The organism is Methanolobus vulcani (assembly GCF_006546655.1).
In the GTDB taxonomy this organism is placed as follows: Archaea; Halobacteriota; Methanosarcinia; order Methanosarcinales; family Methanosarcinaceae; genus Methanolobus; species Methanolobus vulcani_A.
This window is the reverse complement of sequence record NZ_VIAQ01000013.1, coordinates 1-19,966: the sequence shown is the minus strand read 5'-3', so window position 1 is coordinate 19,966 and position 19,966 is coordinate 1. Positions and strand designations below refer to the sequence as shown.

The 19,966-nt window shown below is 34.6% G+C and carries 21 protein-coding genes; 13 read left to right on the top strand and 8 right to left on the bottom strand.

Translation table 11 applies throughout. The annotated features are described in order from the left end of the window. Positions 1-42: 42 nt before the first annotated feature. Positions 43-411, bottom strand: a complete 369-nt coding sequence (locus FKV42_RS06910) for a hypothetical protein (protein WP_154809515.1) — start codon at positions 409-411, stop codon at positions 43-45. A 298-nt stretch (positions 412-709) separates the two neighbouring features. On the opposite strand from FKV42_RS06910, the gene FKV42_RS06905 reads away from it, so the two are divergent. Both FKV42_RS06905 and FKV42_RS06900 read left to right on the top strand, forming a co-directional pair. Continuing rightward, positions 710-1,312 carry a hypothetical protein gene (locus FKV42_RS06905; protein ID WP_154809514.1) on the top strand — a complete coding sequence of 201 codons (603 nt, stop codon included), beginning with the start codon at positions 710-712 and terminating at the stop codon, positions 1,310-1,312. Positions 1,313-1,624: 312 nt separating this feature from the next. Then, complete coding sequence (locus FKV42_RS06900) at positions 1,625-2,797, top strand: type III PLP-dependent enzyme (protein WP_154809513.1); 1,173 nt, start codon at positions 1,625-1,627, stop codon at positions 2,795-2,797. 43 nt (positions 2,798-2,840) lie between these two features. Here FKV42_RS06900 and FKV42_RS06895 read toward each other — a convergent pair whose 3' ends face one another. The 3 genes from FKV42_RS06895 to FKV42_RS06885 form a co-directional block, all read right to left on the bottom strand. Then, the gene (locus tag FKV42_RS06895) at positions 2,841-4,190 is read right to left on the bottom strand and encodes a transglutaminase-like domain-containing protein (protein WP_154809512.1); all 1,350 of its coding nucleotides are present in this window, start codon (positions 4,188-4,190) and stop codon (positions 2,841-2,843) included. A gap of 526 nt (positions 4,191-4,716) precedes the next feature. Beyond that, complete coding sequence (locus FKV42_RS06890) at positions 4,717-5,505, bottom strand: HD domain-containing protein (protein ID WP_154809511.1); 789 nt, start codon at positions 5,503-5,505, stop codon at positions 4,717-4,719. Between the two features lie 55 nt (positions 5,506-5,560). Continuing rightward, positions 5,561-6,040, bottom strand: coding sequence for an META domain-containing protein (locus FKV42_RS06885; RefSeq protein ID WP_154809510.1), 480 nt, complete (start codon positions 6,038-6,040; stop codon positions 5,561-5,563). Positions 6,041-6,124: 84 nt separating this feature from the next. Between FKV42_RS06885 and FKV42_RS06880 the strand changes: the two genes are divergently transcribed. From FKV42_RS06880 to FKV42_RS06860, 5 genes are all read left to right on the top strand, one after another. Further along, positions 6,125-6,598: a metal-binding protein gene (locus FKV42_RS06880; RefSeq protein ID WP_196214075.1), complete on the top strand. Its 474-nt coding sequence runs from the start codon at positions 6,125-6,127 to the stop codon at positions 6,596-6,598. A 120-nt stretch (positions 6,599-6,718) separates the two neighbouring features. After that, the gene (locus tag FKV42_RS06875; RefSeq protein ID WP_154809509.1) at positions 6,719-8,176 is read left to right on the top strand and encodes a PAS domain-containing protein; all 1,458 of its coding nucleotides are present in this window, start codon (positions 6,719-6,721) and stop codon (positions 8,174-8,176) included. A gap of 116 nt (positions 8,177-8,292) precedes the next feature. Next, positions 8,293-10,521, top strand: coding sequence for a Cache 3/Cache 2 fusion domain-containing protein (locus tag FKV42_RS06870; protein WP_154809508.1), 2,229 nt, complete (start codon positions 8,293-8,295; stop codon positions 10,519-10,521). Positions 10,522-10,687: 166 nt separating this feature from the next. Further along, positions 10,688-10,933, top strand: a complete 246-nt coding sequence (locus FKV42_RS06865; protein WP_154809507.1) for a hypothetical protein — start codon at positions 10,688-10,690, stop codon at positions 10,931-10,933. Then, positions 10,930-11,541, top strand: coding sequence for a hypothetical protein (locus tag FKV42_RS06860; RefSeq protein WP_154809506.1), 612 nt, complete (start codon positions 10,930-10,932; stop codon positions 11,539-11,541). Before FKV42_RS06865 ends, FKV42_RS06860 begins: the two co-directional genes overlap by 4 nt. Positions 11,542-12,355: 814 nt before the next feature. On the opposite strand, the gene FKV42_RS06855 is transcribed toward FKV42_RS06860, so the two are convergent. Beyond that, entirely contained in the window at positions 12,356-12,910 is a 555-nt protein-coding gene (locus FKV42_RS06855) for a hypothetical protein (RefSeq protein WP_154809505.1), read from the bottom strand. 160 nt (positions 12,911-13,070) lie between these two features. Here FKV42_RS06855 and FKV42_RS06850 point away from each other — a divergent pair, with 160 nt between their 5' ends. Beyond that, a complete protein-coding gene (locus FKV42_RS06850) occupies positions 13,071-13,775 on the top strand; it encodes a hypothetical protein (RefSeq protein ID WP_154809504.1) in 705 nt (234 codons plus the stop codon). 31 nt (positions 13,776-13,806) lie between these two features. Further along, the gene (locus FKV42_RS06845; RefSeq protein WP_154809503.1) at positions 13,807-14,154 is read left to right on the top strand and encodes a hypothetical protein; all 348 of its coding nucleotides are present in this window, start codon (positions 13,807-13,809) and stop codon (positions 14,152-14,154) included. A gap of 204 nt (positions 14,155-14,358) precedes the next feature. Here FKV42_RS06845 and FKV42_RS06840 read toward each other — a convergent pair whose 3' ends face one another. After that, positions 14,359-15,402 (bottom strand): winged helix-turn-helix domain-containing protein, encoded by a 1,044-nt coding sequence (locus tag FKV42_RS06840; protein ID WP_154809502.1) that lies wholly within the window; start codon positions 15,400-15,402, stop codon positions 14,359-14,361. Positions 15,403-15,827: 425 nt separating this feature from the next. On the opposite strand from FKV42_RS06840, the gene FKV42_RS06835 reads away from it, so the two are divergent. From FKV42_RS06835 to FKV42_RS06820, 4 genes are all read left to right on the top strand, one after another. After that, positions 15,828-16,346 carry a pentapeptide repeat-containing protein gene (locus FKV42_RS06835; protein ID WP_154809501.1) on the top strand — a complete coding sequence of 173 codons (519 nt, stop codon included), beginning with the start codon at positions 15,828-15,830 and terminating at the stop codon, positions 16,344-16,346. A gap of 113 nt (positions 16,347-16,459) precedes the next feature. Beyond that, on the top strand, positions 16,460-16,867 hold the full coding sequence (locus FKV42_RS06830; protein ID WP_154809500.1) for a hypothetical protein: 408 nt from the start codon (positions 16,460-16,462) through the stop codon (positions 16,865-16,867). A 227-nt stretch (positions 16,868-17,094) separates the two neighbouring features. Next, the gene (locus FKV42_RS06825) at positions 17,095-17,895 is read left to right on the top strand and encodes a helix-turn-helix transcriptional regulator (protein WP_196214074.1); all 801 of its coding nucleotides are present in this window, start codon (positions 17,095-17,097) and stop codon (positions 17,893-17,895) included. 144 nt (positions 17,896-18,039) lie between these two features. Beyond that, a complete protein-coding gene (locus tag FKV42_RS06820) occupies positions 18,040-18,825 on the top strand; it encodes a helix-turn-helix transcriptional regulator (RefSeq protein ID WP_154809498.1) in 786 nt (261 codons plus the stop codon). An 8-nt stretch (positions 18,826-18,833) separates the two neighbouring features. Here the strand turns inward: FKV42_RS06820 and FKV42_RS06815 are convergent, their stop codons facing one another. Continuing rightward, positions 18,834-19,493 carry a YggS family pyridoxal phosphate-dependent enzyme gene (locus FKV42_RS06815; protein ID WP_154809497.1) on the bottom strand — a complete coding sequence of 220 codons (660 nt, stop codon included), beginning with the start codon at positions 19,491-19,493 and terminating at the stop codon, positions 18,834-18,836. A gap of 193 nt (positions 19,494-19,686) precedes the next feature. Further along, on the bottom strand, positions 19,687-19,890 hold the full coding sequence (locus FKV42_RS06810; RefSeq protein ID WP_394348053.1) for a ferritin family protein: 204 nt from the start codon (positions 19,888-19,890) through the stop codon (positions 19,687-19,689). Between the last annotated feature and the right edge of the window lie 76 nt (positions 19,891-19,966).

Below are 19,966 nucleotides of genomic sequence, written 5' to 3'. Positions count from 1 at the left end.
AAAAGAGCATGCAATGTATTTTAGCTTTTGGCAGAAAAAGAGTCAGACTGTCATTTCCCGGGAAATCCCAAGAAAAATAAGCAGTATAACAATTCCAAATAGAATGAATTGGGGCATTGATGCTTTAATCACTTCCGCCTCATTTTCTTTAATGCATATTACCACAAAAGTTGACAGGCTTGTAAGAATTAAAAGTAAGATGAAAACTGAGAGTTGCAAATTGAAATTGAATCCGGAATAGATCATTCCTGTACCTTCAAGAAACATTAAAACTGAAATCTGATGATAGGGAACATAACCGGCAATACTTCTTTTTTCTTTAGTGTTGAAATATTTCTTTTCTCCATACACAATGTGAAGAATACACAATGCAATCAAAAGGAAACCGGATGCTGCAATTAATAGATTCAAAACAGTAATCTCCCATTAACTCAGGAAACTTATACTTCAAATGTTTTTGCATTTTATTTTAGATCTAATGTCAAATTATTGACATAGTTTTTAATAGAATAGGATACATCCACTAATTATTCTTGTTTTTTAGAAAATAAACTAAAATAAAAGTGATCAAATGGAGTATGGTAATCTTTTAGGTAATTCATTTAAAGCAGTTTTGAACAATTTTGTCGCCTATGTAATCGCAACAATAATTATGTGTGTTGGATCTATATTTTTTGTCACTGCTCCCCCACTGCATTATGGGTTTGTTATGATGATTGCAAAAGGTGCAAAAAATGAAGTGGTTAACGGAATGGATATTCTGGATGGATTTAGAGACGGCAATTTTGTTCGTAGCTGGAAATACATGCTTTTTGTGATGATAATCGCCGTTTTGCTCTCAATTGTGGCAATGATATTGTTATTTTTTGTCGGAATACTTTCATTTGGCATTATATTTACTCTAGGTTCCTCCAGTTCCTCTATACCTGAATCAGTAACTCTGGCAATAGCAGGCATACTCTATCTTGCAGTTATCTGTATAATTCTGATTCCTGTATTTTTCATGCTCTACATGCTTCCTCTTTATGTTACCAAAGGATATGATGTGACAGATGCTTTGTCTGAAAGCGCTGCAATTGTGAAGTCAAACATCACAGCAAGTGTAATAATCAGTCTGATAGTAGGTCTTGTGGCTCTTGTGGGCGTGCTTCCATATTATGCAGGTTTATTTTTGGGATGGCCTGTTGCTTTCAATTTACTCATCTATATAATAGGCGTTTTACTTACAATGCCATTAAGCCAGCAGATTCTGGTAAATACGACATTAGAATTGGCTTCATTTCCATACAGTAAAGAGATTATTGATGATTAATAGGATTTTGTTGATTTGTTTTTTTATCATACCCCTTAATAGGGTATGAATCTCATTTTCATTGTAATTAACGATATTATAGTTATATCTTAAAGGTATTAACTGTTGATTTTATTAAATATGTAGCTAACATGCTATATTTCTATTTCTTAAGTATTTTTTTTATTAGAATTAGTGGAGAATCAGTTTTAAATACTTAAAATGATAATAAGCACGATTTACCAAGTATTTATTCAAAATATTAATTTAAAAGAGTTTATTAACTTCAATATTTATAAATAATGCTTATTTAAAAATTAAAAGGAAGTAGATATGAGAAAAGTGCAATATACCTTTCCTCTGAGTGATTTCACATCAGAGGCTGACTTTAAGAAGATGAAAGAGTTTTCTAAAGATAAAGAGACTCCATTTCTTATAGTAGACCTGTCCAAAGTGGAGAAAATGTATGATAAGCTTATCAAGAACATGCCTTATGTAAAAATATATTATGCGGTAAAGGCAAACCCTCTTGATGAAGTCATTTCAGTTCTTAAAGATAAAGGTTCCAATTTCGATGCTGCTACAGTATACGAGATTGACCAGCTTCTGAAACTTGGTGTTTCTCCGGAAAGGATCAGTTATGGTAACACCATAAAAAAGGAAAAAGATATTGCATATGCATATCAGAAAGGCGTCAGAATGTTTGCAACAGATTCTGAGAGTGATCTCCAGAAGATTGCAAAAAATGCCCCCGGATCACGTGTGTTCTTCCGTCTGCTCACCGAAAGTGACGGTGCAGACTGGCCACTATCACGTAAATTCGGTGCTCACCCTGATGTAATCTATGAACTCATTGTCGAAGCACATGCAATGGGACTTGAACCTTACGGACTTTCTTTCCACGTAGGTTCACAGCAGCGTGATATAGGACAGTGGGATAATGCACTTTCAAAATGTAAATACCTCTTTGAGGCAGTAGCCCTTGAGGGCATTAAGCTTAAAATGATTAATCTGGGTGGAGGCTTTCCTGCAAGATATATGTCACCTGCTAACGAACTTGAGACATATGCACACGAGATTCTTCGTTTTATACAGGAAGACTTTGGTGAGGAACATCCGGAGATTATAATAGAACCTGGCAGGTCATTGGTTGCTGATGCAGGTGTTATTGTGACAGAAGTCATAATGGTCTCAAAGAAAGCCAGACTTAATCAGTACCACTGGGTATATCTTGATATAGGAAAGTTTGGCGGACTCATAGAAACACTTGATGAATGCATTAAGTATCCTATTTATTCCGAAAGTGAAGGATGCGAAGAAGAAGTAATCCTTGCAGGTCCTACATGTGATAGTATGGATATTCTTTATGAAGACCACAAATATGTGTTCCCTGAAAGCCTGCATGAAAATGAAAGACTTTACATATTCACTACCGGAGCTTATACCCAGAGTTACAGTTCCATTGCTTTTAATGGCTTGCCGCCTTTGAAAGCATATGTTATCTGATAGAAAGAAGGAATATCCTTCTTTTCTTTTTTAATTTACAATTTCAGGCTGTAGTCCAGTCACTGTAAACATATTCAGTCTCAGAGTTTGAGCCCCATGCCCATATCCCCACACGATAGGTATTTCCTTCCGGTACTTTAAGATTGGATATTGTGTAGTTCACAGTTTCATCAACATCCAGACCTTCATGAGTTTCAGTTCTGAGCTCATCCCATACCATGTTTTCTGTTGTGCTTTCAAGAGTTGTGTAGATTACAAGATCTTCAGCAACATCAGATCCAACATTAGTTATTTCAATTTCAAGGTCTGCATAGGTAACATACTTGATCCTTCTTGCATTGCCACTGAATGCTATTTGAAGTTGAGGATACGACTTAAGAACAGGTTGAACTGAAGCTTCAACTCCTGTGTATTCATCGGGTATCATTCCTACTTCCCAACCGGAATTCGTAGTTTCAAGATAATAGTAACGGACTCCTGAATAATCAAAGTAACTGCCTTCCAGAGAATCTGCAACTTTAACACCTACACCCATATGCCCTGGGAACTCTACCAGTGCAACTCCATACCCCATATCATAGAGCAAGGCTGCCAGAAGTATAGATGAATCTTCGCAGTCCCCTCCACCGTGATAAAGAGTTTCAAAAGGAAAACGCGGATATTCATCGTAACCTGCGGAAGCGCTGTCACTCACATAAGGAAGAGATTGCACAAAAGCCATTACAATATAAGGAACCTCATCCCTGCTGTAACCATTTGATTCTGCAAGCTCAGCCATTTGTTCTGTAATCATGGATATAAGTTCATCATCATAAGGGTCATTCACGAAATGACTAAAATTCCTGTTACGACTTCTCCCGGAATATGCATCATATGCATCCTTATTATATTCATATCCAACTGAGAAGTCAGTATTGTCATACTCCCAGCGATAATACCGTGTTATACTGTCACTGTTAATTTTCACATCTGTTTGGGTGATTTTACCTTCATATATTCCGGTTTCAAGGAATATTTCAGGATATATGGTATAACTCAGGTCAACAGAAAAACTGTTGTCATATATCCTAACTATAGTGATGGTGTAAATGCTATTATCATCGTTTGTATCCTTTATGTTGTATGTTTTGTTTTCAAACAGGGTACCGGTAGCATATTCATTCCCATCTTTTCTAAAAGATATGAGGATATTTTTGTTTTGCTTGCTAATATTCAGTATTTTCAAGGAGTAACCATTATCAATCTCCAGCACACCCGTTCTTTTGAGTGTCTGCGTATAATACACTGGTTCAAAATCATTGACCGACTCTATGCTGGTGTTTTGCTCCGAATACTTCTCTTCTGAGACATTCTGTGTTTGCGTATCAATGCAACCAGATAAAAAAGTCAGCAAAAAGATTACGATAAAAAACACCGGTAAAAATCGTTTAGAATTCTGAATACTAGGTCACCTGTAGTTCTCTTTGAAGATATTACTTAATTCTGAGTATAAAATGTATGGAGTAAAGGGATAAATATTGTTTTATGATTAATGCTGATGTGGATTTAATTCTATTGTTCAAGGTATAGTTTCACCTTGTCTCTTTTAAATTTCCTGTGTATGTTTTATTTTCTTTTACAATAAAACCCTTTGTCAGTTGTTTTGAGTCGAACATTTTTAAATATGAATATTGATGTATAGAAAGGTAGCGCGGGATGATAACCTGCTTTACATCCAGGTACCAACTAAAAACCCACCCCACAAGCCATCACTTCATCCCGCACATATTATTGTTGGTCACCTTCCATGCTTTGCTCCCACTTCTCCATGCCAAAAAACACTTTTGTTGTGACCAACAATAAAAACAGAACAATTTCAGAATGATTGTATATCCGTGTGCAATTTCTTTACCACTTGTTTATTCTTCCGGAAAATATGTTCAATGTTTCTCTAAAATCAAGTCCATATATTCGTTGAGGTGATCTTGGAGCGTTTTGATTTCATCGTTCTGTGGTAATGTTGCTATCAGCTTATCAATAAACCCACGTTCTTTTACAAGACGAAAAGTTTCTTTGAAATGCATATCAAAAAGCCAGGCCAGACGGGTGAGATTCATATCATTGCAGGTTTTGACATGACTGACACTTGCAACCTTGTTATCCAGAATCTCACTTACAATTACCGGGGAGTATTCAGGTTTGTCCGGTAGTCCCAAATACAGAGCAGGATTTGGTATTTCATCCTTTTGAGAATAGTGATCCAGCAGAACTTTATAGATGTCAAGTTTGTCTGCATCTCTTATGAGTTTTGCATGAAAAAGAGTTCTTTCATCCAGATTACCTTTAATTTGAAACTTGTTGTGATTTACAATAGCAAGCAGGTTTATCCTCTGCTCGTCTGCTGGAAGAATTGAAAGTACGCCTGCAGTTTTCAGAACCTTTACACCTAAAACAGCATGGTTTTCAGATTCACTGTCCTTAAAAGTCCGGTATTTGCTTATTTGTTCAAAGCGTCCTACATCATGGAGAAGTGCAATTGTCTTTGCAAGAAAATAATCATCTTTTCCTCGTTTTTCAGAAGCAGCTATCAGGGATGCATTTTCACAAACCCTTGTACTGTGTTCTTCTTTTAGTATCACATTCTGCTGAATGAAACTATCATCTGTGTAAAATGAACTGACATAGGTATAGAACCATGTTTTCAGTTCATTAAATTTCTCTTCGTCCATTTGATGCTAAAATGGTAATTAACGGAATTATATTTTATGCATTAATTTCAGATGATCAATACTGCAATGAAAAGAGCATTCTGTCATCACTGTCTTTCTGATATAGTTTCAGTTGCTCTCCCTCAAGTACCACAAGGTCCGCATTTTCAAGATATGCAAGATACTTGTCATCAACAGAACCTTCTCCGCATGCCATAAGTGTCATTGGTCCGGGAGTTAGTTTTATGCTACCGTTATCAAGTACATAGGTGCCGCTTCCGGTGTTGCAGTCTGCAACAATGTAATATGTGCTATTTTCCATGAATTTGATAGTATATTTCTTAGGGTCAGGAACTACTAGCGGCTCTTTTACATCTACTTCAATAATGCCTGCCCATTCCCATGTTACATTAGAGATACTTTCGACATTGGTTACCATATCTTCGAAATCATTTTCCCGACTCAGATCTTTTTCCATGCAGGCAGAAACAGAAATTGCTATTGTAACCATTGTCAGAACTATTAATATTCTTATCAATTTCCCTGCAAATATCAACGTTTACCCTCCAGATTTTTACTATTAATGGAAGAAGATTATATATTATTCGGTTAATACCTTTTATGAGCAACAGCTTAGGGGATGAAATGTATTCCAGACGGAAAAACACATGATGCTATAAATGCAGCAGTGCTGACGATAGTACTAGCTGGTTTTTATTATGCAGTAAGAGAAGGTATTGACCCGTTCATCACATATCTGGATAATTATACAATAATTATATTCTCAGCGGCCTACATTTTTGCTACGTTATTCCTGAGCCCTGATCTTGATATCAACAGCAAACCCTATATAAGATGGGGAATTCTAAAGGGAATCTGGTGGCCATATAAAGAAATATTCAAGCACAGGGGCCTATCACATCATCCTGTCATAGGACCATTATCCATTGTGCTTAATCTGCTGATAATAGTTGCTGCAGTTTTCCTGATAGCTGGAATTAACTATGAGACTATACCTTCCAGCTTTGTCATTGCCAGTATCACAGGGATGGTGTTTTCAATGGAAGTACATATTATTTCAGATAGTGTAGTTTCCAAATTCAAAAGTATTTAATAAATATTTTTGATTTAAATTTTAGTTAATCTTTAATTTAACCATTTTTTATTAACAATTTATATATACTACTATAATTATACATTTTATGTAGCCGTTATTACATGCAGGAGAAGACAATTGAAAGATACCTATGAAATTATATTTAATTCTGTAAATGATGGAATTGTCATCACCAATATAGATGGTCATTTTTTAGAGGTTAATCAGATTACTTGTGATGATTTAGGTTATTCTAAAGAAGAACTGCTTCAGATGAATGTGTATGACATAATTCCTCTGGAATTCAGAAAAACATTACATGAACAAGTAACTGAAAAAATAGCATCTGGCGGAGGAATGTTCGAAACTCACAGTAGATGTAAAGACGGTTCATTGGAACAAATTGAACTTAATCTTCGTCCAATTACTTTCAAAGAACTTCCAGCAATCCTGGTTGTTATCAGAAATATAACAGAGCGCAAAAAGTTGGAAACCAAAATTATTGAAGACAATCTCAGAAGACGGATCTTTATAGAACAATCTAGTGATGGTATTGTTGTCATTGACAATAATGGAAAAGTTTACGAAGCTAATGAGGCGTTTGCCAGGATGATTGGTTATTCCTTAAAAGAGGTTAGTTCTTTGTATATATGGGATTGGGATGCACGGTTCACACGTGATGAATTGAAGGGCATGGTCAATATAACTAATAGACAGGTTTCTCACTTTGAGACCACACATCGCCGTAAGGACGGTACTCTATATGACGTTGATATCTGTGCAGATGCAGCTATTTTTGAGAATCGGAATCTATGTTTTTGTGTATGCAGAGATATAACCACACGCAAACAGGCAGAAAGGGACTTGCTACATGCAAAACATGAAGCAGAATATGCCAACAAAGCAAAGTCGCAATTCCTTGCAACAATGAGTCATGAACTTAGAACTCCTCTTAACTCAATAATAGGTTTTTCAGATATCCTTCTTGACGGGATTTTTGGAGAATTAAACGACAAACAGCTCCGATACATAAGCAATGTATCCAATAGCGGCAGGTACCTTCTGGGAATTATAAATGACATCTTAGATATCTCTAAAATAGAAGCGGGAGAGATTGAACTAAAACCAGAGGAAGTTTCTGTTCATTGCTTATTGGAAGAAATGCTTTCTTTAATGCAGCCACTTGCATCTGATAAAGAGATCGTGATAAAACTAGAAATTGAACCTCAACTCGACATTATAACTGCAGATGGAAGAATGTTTAAGCAGCTACTTTACAACCTGATTAATAATGCAATAAAGTTTACAGATATCGGGGGCATTGTAACAATCAAAGCAAAGAGGAAAGAAAATGTAGCTCATATATCTGTGATAGACACAGGTATTGGAATCTCTACAGAAGATCAGGACAAACTTTTCAGGCCATTTAGTCAGCTTGATTCGTCCCTTTCCCGACAATATGAAGGCACAGGGCTTGGACTTGCAATATGTAAGAATTTTGTGGAATTGCATCATGGTAAGATCTGGGTTGATAGTGAAGTTGGAAAGGGAAGTACATTCACATTCACAACGCCGATTGAATTTAAATATCCTTAGTGGGATACGTTGAATACTAGATACATACTATGTTGTAATGGAAATAACAGATTTGGTGTGTATATTCAGGTGAAATTGTTTCATCTATAATCTGGGATATATCTGGAGTATGCTGGATGAATCTTAATAAAATAAGTATCAGTCATAAAATATTGTTAGTATCTTTGTTATTAACGATATTACCTGTAATGCTTGTTGGTTTTTATGCTTACGAGCAAACAGAAGCAGGTACTTTGTCTCAATTAGAAGAGCATATGAATGACCAGTTATTCCTTGAAAAACTTTACATAGAGTCTACTTTCTCCCTTGCACAAGATAAAGTAAATAGTGACCTGAGAGTTGCAAGGACCGTTTTTTACTCAAAAGGTAATCCTGAAATTGTTGATGGACAAATGGTATTAGGGGAAGATTATGTTGTCAACAATAATTTTGAGATCGTCGATAATGTAAGAAATATGGTAGGAGGAACTGCTACTGTATTTCAGGTGCTGGACGGAGAAGCTGTGAGAATCTCTACCAACGTTATCAATAATGAGGGGGAAAGAGCAGTCGGTACCACAGTGTCGCAACCTGTGTATGATACAGTTGTCAACAAAGGTGAAACGTTCTACGGAAGAGCATGGGTGGTCAATGATTGGTATCTGACTGCATACGAACCGATCAGAAATAGTGCTGGTGAGATCATAGGTATTCTTTACGTTGGTGTTCTTGAAGATCCATTTATCAGTACGATAAGAGACCATATGGGTGAAATTGCTGTAGGTGAGAACGGATATATCTATATAATAGACTCTGCAGGAAATCTCGTGATTCACCCCAATATAGAAGGCGAGAATATCTTCGAGTATGACTTTGCAAAAGATATTATCAATAACAAAGAAGGTATTATTGCTTATGAGTGGGAGGGGCGCAAAAAAATTGCAGGCTACACGTACTATGAGCCATATGATTGGTATATAGTATCAAATACTTATTATGAAGAGTTTGCAGGCCCTCTACTGGCAATCAGGAACAGTTTAATAATGGCTGTTTTAGTTCTTGGATTCCTTGGTGGTTTAGCTGCATTCCTTCTAAGGAGATCTATTTCTGGTGAAATTCAAAAAATAGTTACTGAATTTGATGACATAACCAATGCTACACTTCAGGGTGATCTGGACAAGAGAGCAAATGTTAATGTGGGTATTGATTTAGAACCAATACCCAGGGGTTTCAATCAGGTACTGGATGCTGTGAAAGAGGCTAAAGGAAAAATAACAGAAGAAACTATCAGGAGACGTATCCTCTTTGAACAATCCAATGATGGAATTGTCATTGTTAACAACAAGGCTGAGGTTGTTGAGGCTAACCAGAAATATGCAGATATGCTGGGATATTCCATGGATGAACTACTCCAGTTACACATATGGGACTGGGAATGCATTTCGACACGTGAAGAGATACTTGAGATCGTAAAAGAGGTTGATGAATCAGGCAGTACATTCGAGACACGCCACCGTCGAAAGGATGGGACTTTACTGGATGTTGAAATCAGTTCTAACGGAGCGATCCTTGGCGGTCAGAAACTGGCTTTTTGTGCATGCAGGGATATAACTGAAAGAAAAAATACTGAACTGGCTCTTCTTCAGGCGAAGGCCATTGCAGAAGAATCAAACCAGATCAAATCGGAATTCATTGCAAATATGAGCCATGAACTTCGCACACCACTCAATTCTGTTATTGGATTCTCCCAAATGTTGAATGAACAAATATTTGGTGATCTGAATGAGAAACAAATGCATTATGTTTCTAATATACAGAGAAGTGGCAATCATTTATTAGAACTTATCAATGACATTCTTGATATTTCAAAAATAGAATCCGGCAAAATGGAATATACGCCTGAAATAACCAATCTCAAAGAAATAATAGATGAAATTATTTTACTAACGGAACCCTTGGTTAAAGAGAAGAATATTGATTTTGAAAGCAACAGTGAATTTGAAAAGCTGGAAATAAACGTCGACAGGATGAAGATCAAACAGATCATATTCAATCTTCTTAGCAATGCGATCAAATTTACACCAAACAAGGGAAAAGTGTTGCTTAATTCAAAAATCGTGAATAACAATGTTGAGATATCAGTATCTGACAATGGCATTGGCATTCCACCAGAACTACAAAAAGCTATATTTGATCCATTTAAGCAAGTCAGTTCATTTGTAAACCGTACTCACGGTGGAACCGGACTTGGACTTTCTATTGCTAAGTATTACGTGGAGATGCATTCTGGTAAAATTGATGTTGAAAGTGAAGTTGGTAAGGGAAGCACTTTCATTTTTACAGTGCCAATTGATTCAAAAAAATAATTGAGTACTGATATAGAACGAATTCTGATAGAACCCTGCCTCATACAGGCACTACTTGTTCTATACTACATCCACACTACAAATTACCATACAATTATTTATACATTGCAGCTAATTGTTATTAGTATTAACATTATTAATCATTGCTTTTTGTGTGGGGTTTAATATGTATACACAAATAGTTGAATACAAAAATGCAGCTTATGAAATACATAAAAATGGATTGTTCTGGCAGACTTATATCTACAAAAAAGAGGCTGACCTTAATTACAGGCTGATCGATATAGTTAGATCTCTGGTAAAACCTGAGATTAAGCTTATCCATGAAATCATTGGCAGAACAGAATCTGCTTTTAACCAGCTTTTTTTGGAATCAAAGAAATTGATTTATCCAGTGGAGGAATCATTTTGAATTCATTGATCGCTAAAAAAGCCATAGAAATGCTTCATGCCACCAAAGGAATAGAAAAAGCCTTCATCCTTGACTATGAAGATATTAAGGCTATAATGAAACTTGAAAAAAAAGATGAACAAATGAACTCATTGCATCTTGGCAGGAAACACAATATCGGAGTCAAAAAAGCCCTTGAGGCAAACATTCTGCTAGCTTTTGTGACAAACATGGAATATGAATGGCCAACTGATAATCTCAAGGTTATGTACCGGGGAGAGGTCATTGGAAGAGATATCAGTGATGCAGATGAAATTAAGAAATACATAAACTCAAATGAGTATTGTGTATTTGGTAATATTGTAGTCAACTTCAGCAAAATAAAAAATATGAGACATACAAGTGAAGCACTACAGATGATAATCAACGCTAAAACATGGAATGAAGCTGAAAATATAAACTATGTATCTGAGGCTTTAATTGCATCTCCTTCGAGGTTAACAGATGGTTACATTAAATCCAAAATACTTTATGAAAAAGATGCACATGTAGGGTCTTTTCTTGTTGGTTTAAATCTCGAAAAAAGAGGAAATATGCAATTTATAATAAATAAGATAATAGAAAGTTAAAAATGAGGCATATCTAAAAAAATTCAATTTCAGCATCATTTCAAGTTTACCTGGAGTTACTCTTTCTCTATTTTAGTGAACTTTCATAAAGGACCATCTCTTGAGCTCTGTAGAAAACCTATTGAAATCGGTATCTATAGTTAAAATTCGGCAAAAATAATCACCATTCTGAGTAACGGATAGATGTTTTATTGACTTGCACAATCGCTTGAATTTAGAGAATTTCTACAGAGCTTTTTGCATTATTAATTATAATGTCGAATGAATTAATAATGTCGTTATAATTTCACAAAAAAAAGTGCTATATATTACAATACTCATTATTAATTATATCGTAATCGTGATGGAGGAGTGGTATCATTAACACCAGCAAGATAGCTGGTGTTTCTTCCTATTATATCAAGACGGTGTTCTTAATAAAGTGATATTTTCTAATGATAGAGGTGGCTTGAAATCAACAAAAGATTTGAAGTTAAAACGTGATCTAAATGTTACTTCCAAAACCTATATGCTTTTTATGTAAACATCATAAAGGTGATTTGACTTGTTACGCATTTCCAAATGGAATTCCAGCAGATATTCTGCTAAACCTATTTGATCACACAAAACCTCACAAGGGAGATCATGGAATTAAATTTGAGAAAAAAAGATAGTTGATGCAGTGTAGTTGGTAGGAGCTAAAGGCGTTTTAATTCAAAATACTAGTGCATAACCTTGACATACCTGTCAAGGTTATACTTGTCGTCTAAATGAGGATTTCTACAGAGCCATCTTTTGATACTTTGATAACAGGTCTTTTTTCTTCATTCATGTTTTACCTTTTTACATAGAAAGCCACTATTATTCCAAAAACAGCAATCATTGTTTCAAATCCCGGGGATTGCTGATTACCTGTAGTATTTTCGGTAGTTTCTGTACTTTCTTCATTTCCGATTTCAGATGTTTCCTGTTCCCAAGTTTCATTTGTTGTAGTTTCTTCGACTGATACTGTTGTTGTCTCATTAACTACAAGTTCAGTTACTTCTTCAGTTGTATTTTCTGCATTTGTAGATTCAATTTGAGGATAATCACTGGAATCTCCAGGGAATCTTAAAGCATTAATTTCCTCTAGATTGGTAAATCCATCTCCATCTGAATCCTGTTCTTCAATTACTGCAAAGCTTCTGGTCTGAGAATATGCTCTTCCATATGAGTCAAGAGATCCTCCGTTTGGTCCTGAATGACATACATCACATGTATCAAGTACCGTGTCTCCGGTGTTATAATGCTGATTAAAAGCATACAAATAGCTTGATTTAGCCGATACTATGGATGCACCAATTAAAATTATGGATAATAGAACCAGTACAATCAGTAATTTATTTTTCATATTTACCCTCCACATTTCCCGATATATATTATTTCGAGTGGGTTATATTTAGGGGTTATTATGCATAATAAAATTCTATAATTTTTATAAGAAAATACTATTTTATCCAAAATAATATTATATGTTTAATGTGTTACATTGAATAGGATGAGGAAACAACATGAAATTTCAAAAGTGCTTTGTTATATTAATAATATTATTACTAATGCTTATACCATCTGCAAATGCTGATGTCCTATTTCCAGGAACGAAAACTTACGATAGATGTGTAAGCATCAGTAATATTAGTGATTATCCCGATGTTGTTTTTGTGGGATACATAACAGGACCGGTTATCCAGTGTGAAAATCCATATATTATTAATTCCAGTGACTGCCTGACACAATTCTATAAAGCTAATACACTTACGGTCTATGCCATCGAGAAAGAGTATTTTGACAGCATAGGATTAGATGACATTGATTTTGAGTCAGATCCTAATATATTGCCTTATACTTTTGATTTCAATGTAAATTGGGATTATGCTGTTGTTGCTAATCCATTGACAAAAGAAGAACGATACTATTCTGTAGCAGGGTTTAATGATACAGCACTCATACTTTATGAAGAAAGAAGAATATCCTTTTATGGATCAGTTATTGATAGAGAGGAAACTTTCAATGAACCTGAAATACCTAGCATTAGGTCAGTTATTAACGAGTCAAAAGGAAAAGTTGAAAATAACAATTCAAATGATTATGGTATTGAATTACAGGAAGATAGCAAACTGAATAAGACAGAAATTGATATAACATCAGAAAACAGATCATCTTTTAAAGATTCAATATTGTGCTTCATAAGAAAACTATTTGGAAATGATTGTTGAAATAATCCAGATAAATATTAGTTTCATGTAAATGTTATACGAGTATTTGTTCCTGTTTTCTCTTTTTCTGACAATACTAATAGAGACATCAGTCCTTTTCCTGTTAGTAAGATACTACTTCAGAATTGATGCTATAAGCAATTCTCTTCTTTTATTTGTTGGTATTTTCTCTTCGTTTTCAACACTTCCTTACCTCTGGTTCCTGTTACCTCAGTTCATTAATTCATACGAAAATCTGGCTTTAATTGGTGAAATATCAGTCTTTGTGATAGAAGCAGTGATTTATTATTTTGTTCTGAAAGTGACACTTCAACGAGCTTTGATTTTATCATTTACATGTAATCTGGTATCTTTTCTTATTGGACTGATGATATTCTGATTCACCGGATTTAATCATTCGTAAATGTACAATGTGTTTGCCTTCGATATATATATTCAAATTTGATTTTATCTGCTAACTTTTAGGAACATTAATCAATTTATCAATGACTTTTCCTTTATTCTACCTAAATCTTGATTTAAATCTTCATAACTAATTTCTCGTATGGTATGCTTATGATAAGTTGACTCTCTTCCATTTTTGTTAATCATCAGTTTGGATTAACCAATCGCTTTTCATCTTTTGTACATATACAAAAGTGCCTGTAGTGGAAAATGTAATCAGCAAGAGCAAAATGATGATATTTCTCAAGAGATTTGAAATAAAAGATATTACTTCATAAGATTGATAGATTTTCGTATTAATATCAATCAACAGAATGACTGAAACAACAATCAGTAACATGGATGCTGATATTGTTGATAACAGGAATCGTTTCAAGAGCATTCTCTTCTCGGAGGTAACTAATCCGCCAATAAGCATCATGACAAGAGATATACTGAAAGCAGCAAATACAGTGTCATCAATAAACTGTATTATTCGGTTAGCGTTATCCGCAGAATTGAATAACAGGTCAAACCCTGGACTCACAGATATGAACACTGCAGGTATGAACAACATAAGTCCTACCACCATAAAGGAATAGCTGAATAACGGATTTATCCACTGTCTGATTGCTTCTATTATTACAATAATAATTGATTTAATGGAATTTACAATTGTATCGATTATTCGCCCTAACCCATTAGTAAAAGATCTCAGACTCGTCTGGTACCACGATAAATTAGGCTGTTTCAAACGTATTCTGGAATTATTTACAAGGTTTGTGACATATAGGTTTACACCTGAACAGATGCCGATAACACACTTCCATGAATGAACAAAAATATATTTTAGTTCAGAGATGCAGCTGTTTATGAAAAAGATAAGAGATTCCAGAAGCATCATGAAAGCAAAATATACATCAGGTCGGTCTTCAGAATCTTCCGCGTTATTTTTCGACAGACGTGGCAGAATGATCTCAACATCCTCTTTTCCCTTTTCTGAAAGTTTGTATCTTTTCAGTTCGTCCTGTTCCACAAGATATTCCAATTTTTTCAAATGAAAGCTCAACTGCCCGGTCTTACATCCCGTAATCTGCATAAGATGCGTAAAAGACAAACTGTCATTGTACAGTTTCCTGATAATGGTCGCCCTTATTGGGTTGGAAAGTATCTTTAATAATTGTTCTTCGGATTCTTCATCCATATTACCACAGTCGTTTGATATTTATTCATATTTATAATAAATTTAATTTTAGCTCAATATTAAAGAAAGTATTCTCTCAATTATTTTGTATGTATCATATGAATCTTTTACTATTTCAATATGAAATCTAATTTCCAATAGGCATATAATTCATATAAAATTTTTTAACAAGAAATATTGAAGACGCGCCTGCGAAACTGGAAAAAGTTTTCCAATTTTTGTTGGAAACGTGATAATGATCCTGATTTTTCATAAGGCATTGTACATAGATAAAATAAACCATAATCCCATTCAAACCTTCAAGCCAATATTGAATGTATTCAGATACTTACTGATAAGAGAAACATCCTTTTAACTATTGATAACAGCCAATTCTTATGTCCTTAAGAAGATTCTTTATACCTTATTATCTCCTCTAATAACCCATGGAATATCATAACGAGGAGTTTGAGGAAGAGAGTTTCAAGGATATTGATTTTGCAGATGAATCATTCAAGAACACAAAATTTATTGATTGCAGTTTTGATAACTGCAAATTATCCAACGTTGACCTGAATAATAGCAGGCTACAGGATGTCAGGTTTATGAACTGCAAAATTGTAGGACTTGATTTTTCAAAATGCAACAATTTCATATTCAGTATTGGATTTGAGAATTGTTACCTTTCATATTGCATATTCTCGGATATGGATATGGAAAACACCGACTTTATTGACTGCCAGGTTTATGATTGTGATTTTGTAAATACAGGTCTTAAAAATACAAATTTTGAAGGTTCCAATCTTACAAACAGTCTTTTCAGGAACACAAACATGAGCGGTGCTTCGTTCAGGAATGCGAAGAATTATAATATAGACCCCAATAACAATTTCCTCAAAAAAACGAAGTTTTCTATTCCTGAAGTAATCTCACTTTTAAGTGTATATGATATTGAAATAGATTAATTCTTTATATTTTATTCTATATTAAAAAATAAATAGAATAAAATAGTATGCTAGCAATTTCTTCTATTAAGTTCTATTTATGAGTTGGGATTGTTTGGATAGTGGGTAAAAACATGAAAACAGCATACAAGATTGTGGGAGGTCTATTAATTTCATTTTTCATATTATATGTGATACTGCCTTTTTTTATAGTTGGTACACCCACACCATTTTATCAAATTAAGAATACTGATACTGTAGGTCATAAGGTCACAGTTGAAATATTCAATCCACAAAACCAATTAGTACATAAAAACGAATATTATATTGGACCAGAAGAAACTTTTAATAAACCAAAACCACTAATTCTTGTTGCAAAGACTTATTTTTTTGATGAAGAAAGTGGGTGTCACGTGAAAAGCACGCTTGATCATAATTCTTCTGTTTCTCTCACTATAGATTACAATCCATGGAATCAGCCTTTTATTTCAATCTCAGAAAATGGATTTGCTATGAAAGAACTTAGTGTATGTTCCGAATAAAGGATGCATGCGTTTTTAGATATTTTGTTACGAAAGATACTTGCTAAATATTAAATATATTACTGACTGTTGTTAACAAAACAACGAGAAGAGCAGGTACAAATATAAAAGCTTATGAAGTAGTATGTATTCATGTTTAGGAAAAGAAATACAAATTAAACTACTGATAAACTTAAGCTTCACTTTAATGGTTAGGCTATTTTATGCTTTCTCATGGGGGTTGCATTTTGAAAAAAAAACAGCTAATAGATGTTATATTTGCTTCTGAGAAAAGAAAAAACGTACTTCTTACGTTAAAAGACGGTCAAAAGGAAATGAAAATTCTTTTAGAAAAATTGGATACAAATCGACCGGCACTACTCCTCCAGATAAGGATTCTTGAGGATCATGCTCTTGTCTATCAATCTGGTGATGCTTATGGACTAACCACTATTGGTAAAATTGTGGTTGACAAGATGTTACCGTTTCTTGATACAATCGAGGTACTTAACAAACATAGTGATTATTTAACTATGCATAATACCGAGTCAATTCCGGATCATCTTTTTAGGCGTATAAATGAATTAAGGAATTCTCAGATAATAGAACCAAATCTTGTAAACACATATGAAACAAATAAACAGTTTTTAGAAAAGGCAGTAGTTTCTAGTTCATTACGAGTTATTTCCACTTTCATACACCCTACATTTCGTGAACTGATTGTCAATCATATTGACACAAACACTGATATTACTATAATTGTTACAAGGGATTTGTTTGACAAACTTAAAAGTGAATTAACCGATGAGTTGACTGATGAGTTTAAAAATGCATTGCACAACAAAAAAATCAATATTTATATTTACAAGAAGGAACTCAAGTTATTCTCCCTTTCAATATGTGATGAGTGTTTTGTTTTGAGACTTCCTTTCAGCAATAATGAGTTCAGTAGCAAGCACCTTTACGGTTGTCATCCGGAAGCTTACAGGTGGAGCATGGATCTTTTTGATCATTTCATGAAGGATGCTGTCAGGATAACTACCATATGAAACTATTAATATTATATAGATTTTAAAGTAGATGTGAAATATTACTATGCTTTAAAGAAAAATAATATTATTTTGGTTGGGATTTTTCGATGAGATTTATTAGATTGGTGAGTTTATTTCTAAATTACCAGAAGGTATGATTGTATGGAAAAAGACTTGCTTGATGTTATTTTTAACTCTGAAAAAAGAAAGAGTGTGCTTTTAATGTTAGATGATGGGCAAAAGGAAATGCCAATCATACTTTCCAGTCTTAATACCACAAGATCAGCCTTGCTCCCACAGATGAAAATCCTCAAAGAAAGTAATCTCATTTATAAATCAGGTGATAGTTACGGACTCACAAATATTGGTAAAATTGTGGCCGATGAAATGAAAACTTTCCTGAATACTCTTGAAACTCTCGATAAGAACAATATTTATTTAGCTACACACAAAGTTGGAGGCATACCTGAAACATTCCTGAAAAGAATCAGTGATATCAGGGAATGTCAGTTAATTGAACCGACTATTATCAATGCGCAGGAGATTAATTTAGATTACTTCAAGGTTGCATTAGCGTCAAAAACGGTCTATTTTGTATTTACTTTCATGCATCCGGCCTGTCCATGGGTTCTGGGACAACTTGCAGATAATAACATCAATGTTGAGATTATTTTCACTAGAGACCTGGTAAATAAATTGATTGAAGAATGGACTGATGAATTCAGACATTATATCGCTTATGATAATGTAAAATTCTACGTATATGAAAAAGAAGTAGGTATCTCTTCCCTCACCGTAACTGATGGAGGTTTACTTATAAGGTTGTTGTTCTGTAATGATGAATTCAGCAATAAGCAACTGCTTTGTCAGAGTCCGCAGGGAAGACAATGGGGTAAAGAACTATATGATTATTACCTGAAAGATTCAAAACCTATCACTCATATCTGAGATCAGATTCAATAATTCCGCTCGCCAAAAATAGCTGATCCAATGCGAACCATGGTGGCTCCTTCTTCGATGGCAACCCGGTAATCACCGGACATTCCCATAGAAAGTTCTTTTAGGTCAATATTATCGAACTTCCCTTGTGTTTCTACCTTCAGTTCATCAAAAAGGGCTTTCATCTTCCTGAAATAAGGACGTGCCTGCTCAGGTGGAACATAAGGTGGAATGCACATCATTCCTGTTACCCGGATATTTTTGAGTGATGCAATTTCATTTATTGACTGCCTGATCTCATCAAGTTCAAAACCTGATTTCTGTGACTCATCACCGATATTTACCTGAAGATAGATTTCCTGAACCTTACCAGCATCCTCTGCTCTTTTATCTATTTCCAGAGCCACTTTCAGGGAGTCTACTGACTGGATTACATCAAAATTCTCTACAGCCTTTTTTACCTTATTAGTCTGCAAATGTCCTATCATGTGCTTTTCACATGGAAGAAGTCTGTCAGATTTTTCCTCAAACTCCTGAACCCTGTTCTCACCAATTATAGCTGCACCTGCTTTGATAGCTTCATTTATTCTATCAGGGTCAACGGTTTTTGTAACACAGATGAGTTTTGTGTTTCCAAGTTCATTCAGGATCGAAGTTATGTTTTCAGTGACTGACATTTGGTCCTCTACTCTATAATTATTTCGTCTTCTTAAGATATTAATTGCTTATTTTTTGCTAGACTATACTTAAAAGTTGTCCTATGGAAATGAAAAATAAAAAAGAGATTAAGCCTTATTCTTCAAGGCTTGCTATGTCTTCTTCTTCAGAGAAAAGGTAATCTTTAAGCTCATGTGCAAAAGCATCATCATTCTACCTGATCCATTCGAGAAGCATTGCTGCATGTTCTTTTTCCTCGTCTGCGTTATGAATCAGGATTTTCTTGAGATTTTCGTCAGTACATGCATCAACTCTTTGATTGTACCAGTCAATTGCTTCCAGTTCTTCTCTTAAAGAATCAATAGCCCCTTTCATATTCAAGGTCTTTTCTGACATTTTGCTTCGGTCTTCGTGCATCATAAAAATCATTTGATAATGGGTAATAAACTACTGAGAACTTCGATAAACACATCGTCTCTCTGTCAACATATCT

Bases quoted from the DNA above. Each gene is read 5' to 3' on its own strand.
- FKV42_RS06905 (WP_154809514.1), top strand. From the start codon at position 710: ATGATGATTGCAAAAGGTGCAAAAAATGAAGTGGTTAACGGAATGGAT.
- FKV42_RS06900 (WP_154809513.1), top strand. From the start codon at position 1,625: ATGAGAAAAGTGCAATATACCTTTCCTCTGAGTGATTTCACATCAGAG.
- FKV42_RS06890 (WP_154809511.1), bottom strand. From the start codon at position 5,505: ATGGACGAAGAGAAATTTAATGAACTGAAAACATGGTTCTATACCTAT.
- FKV42_RS06880 (WP_196214075.1), top strand. From the start codon at position 6,125: ATGAAATGTATTCCAGACGGAAAAACACATGATGCTATAAATGCAGCA.
- FKV42_RS06870 (WP_154809508.1), top strand. From the start codon at position 8,293: ATGAATCTTAATAAAATAAGTATCAGTCATAAAATATTGTTAGTATCT.
- FKV42_RS06865 (WP_154809507.1), top strand. From the start codon at position 10,688: ATGTATACACAAATAGTTGAATACAAAAATGCAGCTTATGAAATACAT.
- FKV42_RS06855 (WP_154809505.1), bottom strand. From the start codon at position 12,910: ATGAAAAATAAATTACTGATTGTACTGGTTCTATTATCCATAATTTTA.
- FKV42_RS06850 (WP_154809504.1), top strand. From the start codon at position 13,071: ATGAAATTTCAAAAGTGCTTTGTTATATTAATAATATTATTACTAATG.
- FKV42_RS06845 (WP_154809503.1), top strand. From the start codon at position 13,807: ATGTTATACGAGTATTTGTTCCTGTTTTCTCTTTTTCTGACAATACTA.
- FKV42_RS06840 (WP_154809502.1), bottom strand. From the start codon at position 15,402: ATGGATGAAGAATCCGAAGAACAATTATTAAAGATACTTTCCAACCCA.
- FKV42_RS06835 (WP_154809501.1), top strand. From the start codon at position 15,828: ATGGAATATCATAACGAGGAGTTTGAGGAAGAGAGTTTCAAGGATATT.
- FKV42_RS06830 (WP_154809500.1), top strand. From the start codon at position 16,460: ATGAAAACAGCATACAAGATTGTGGGAGGTCTATTAATTTCATTTTTC.
- FKV42_RS06820 (WP_154809498.1), top strand. From the start codon at position 18,040: ATGGAAAAAGACTTGCTTGATGTTATTTTTAACTCTGAAAAAAGAAAG.
- FKV42_RS06815 (WP_154809497.1), bottom strand. From the start codon at position 19,493: ATGTCAGTCACTGAAAACATAACTTCGATCCTGAATGAACTTGGAAAC.
- FKV42_RS06810 (WP_394348053.1), bottom strand. From the start codon at position 19,890: ATGCACGAAGACCGAAGCAAAATGTCAGAAAAGACCTTGAATATGAAA.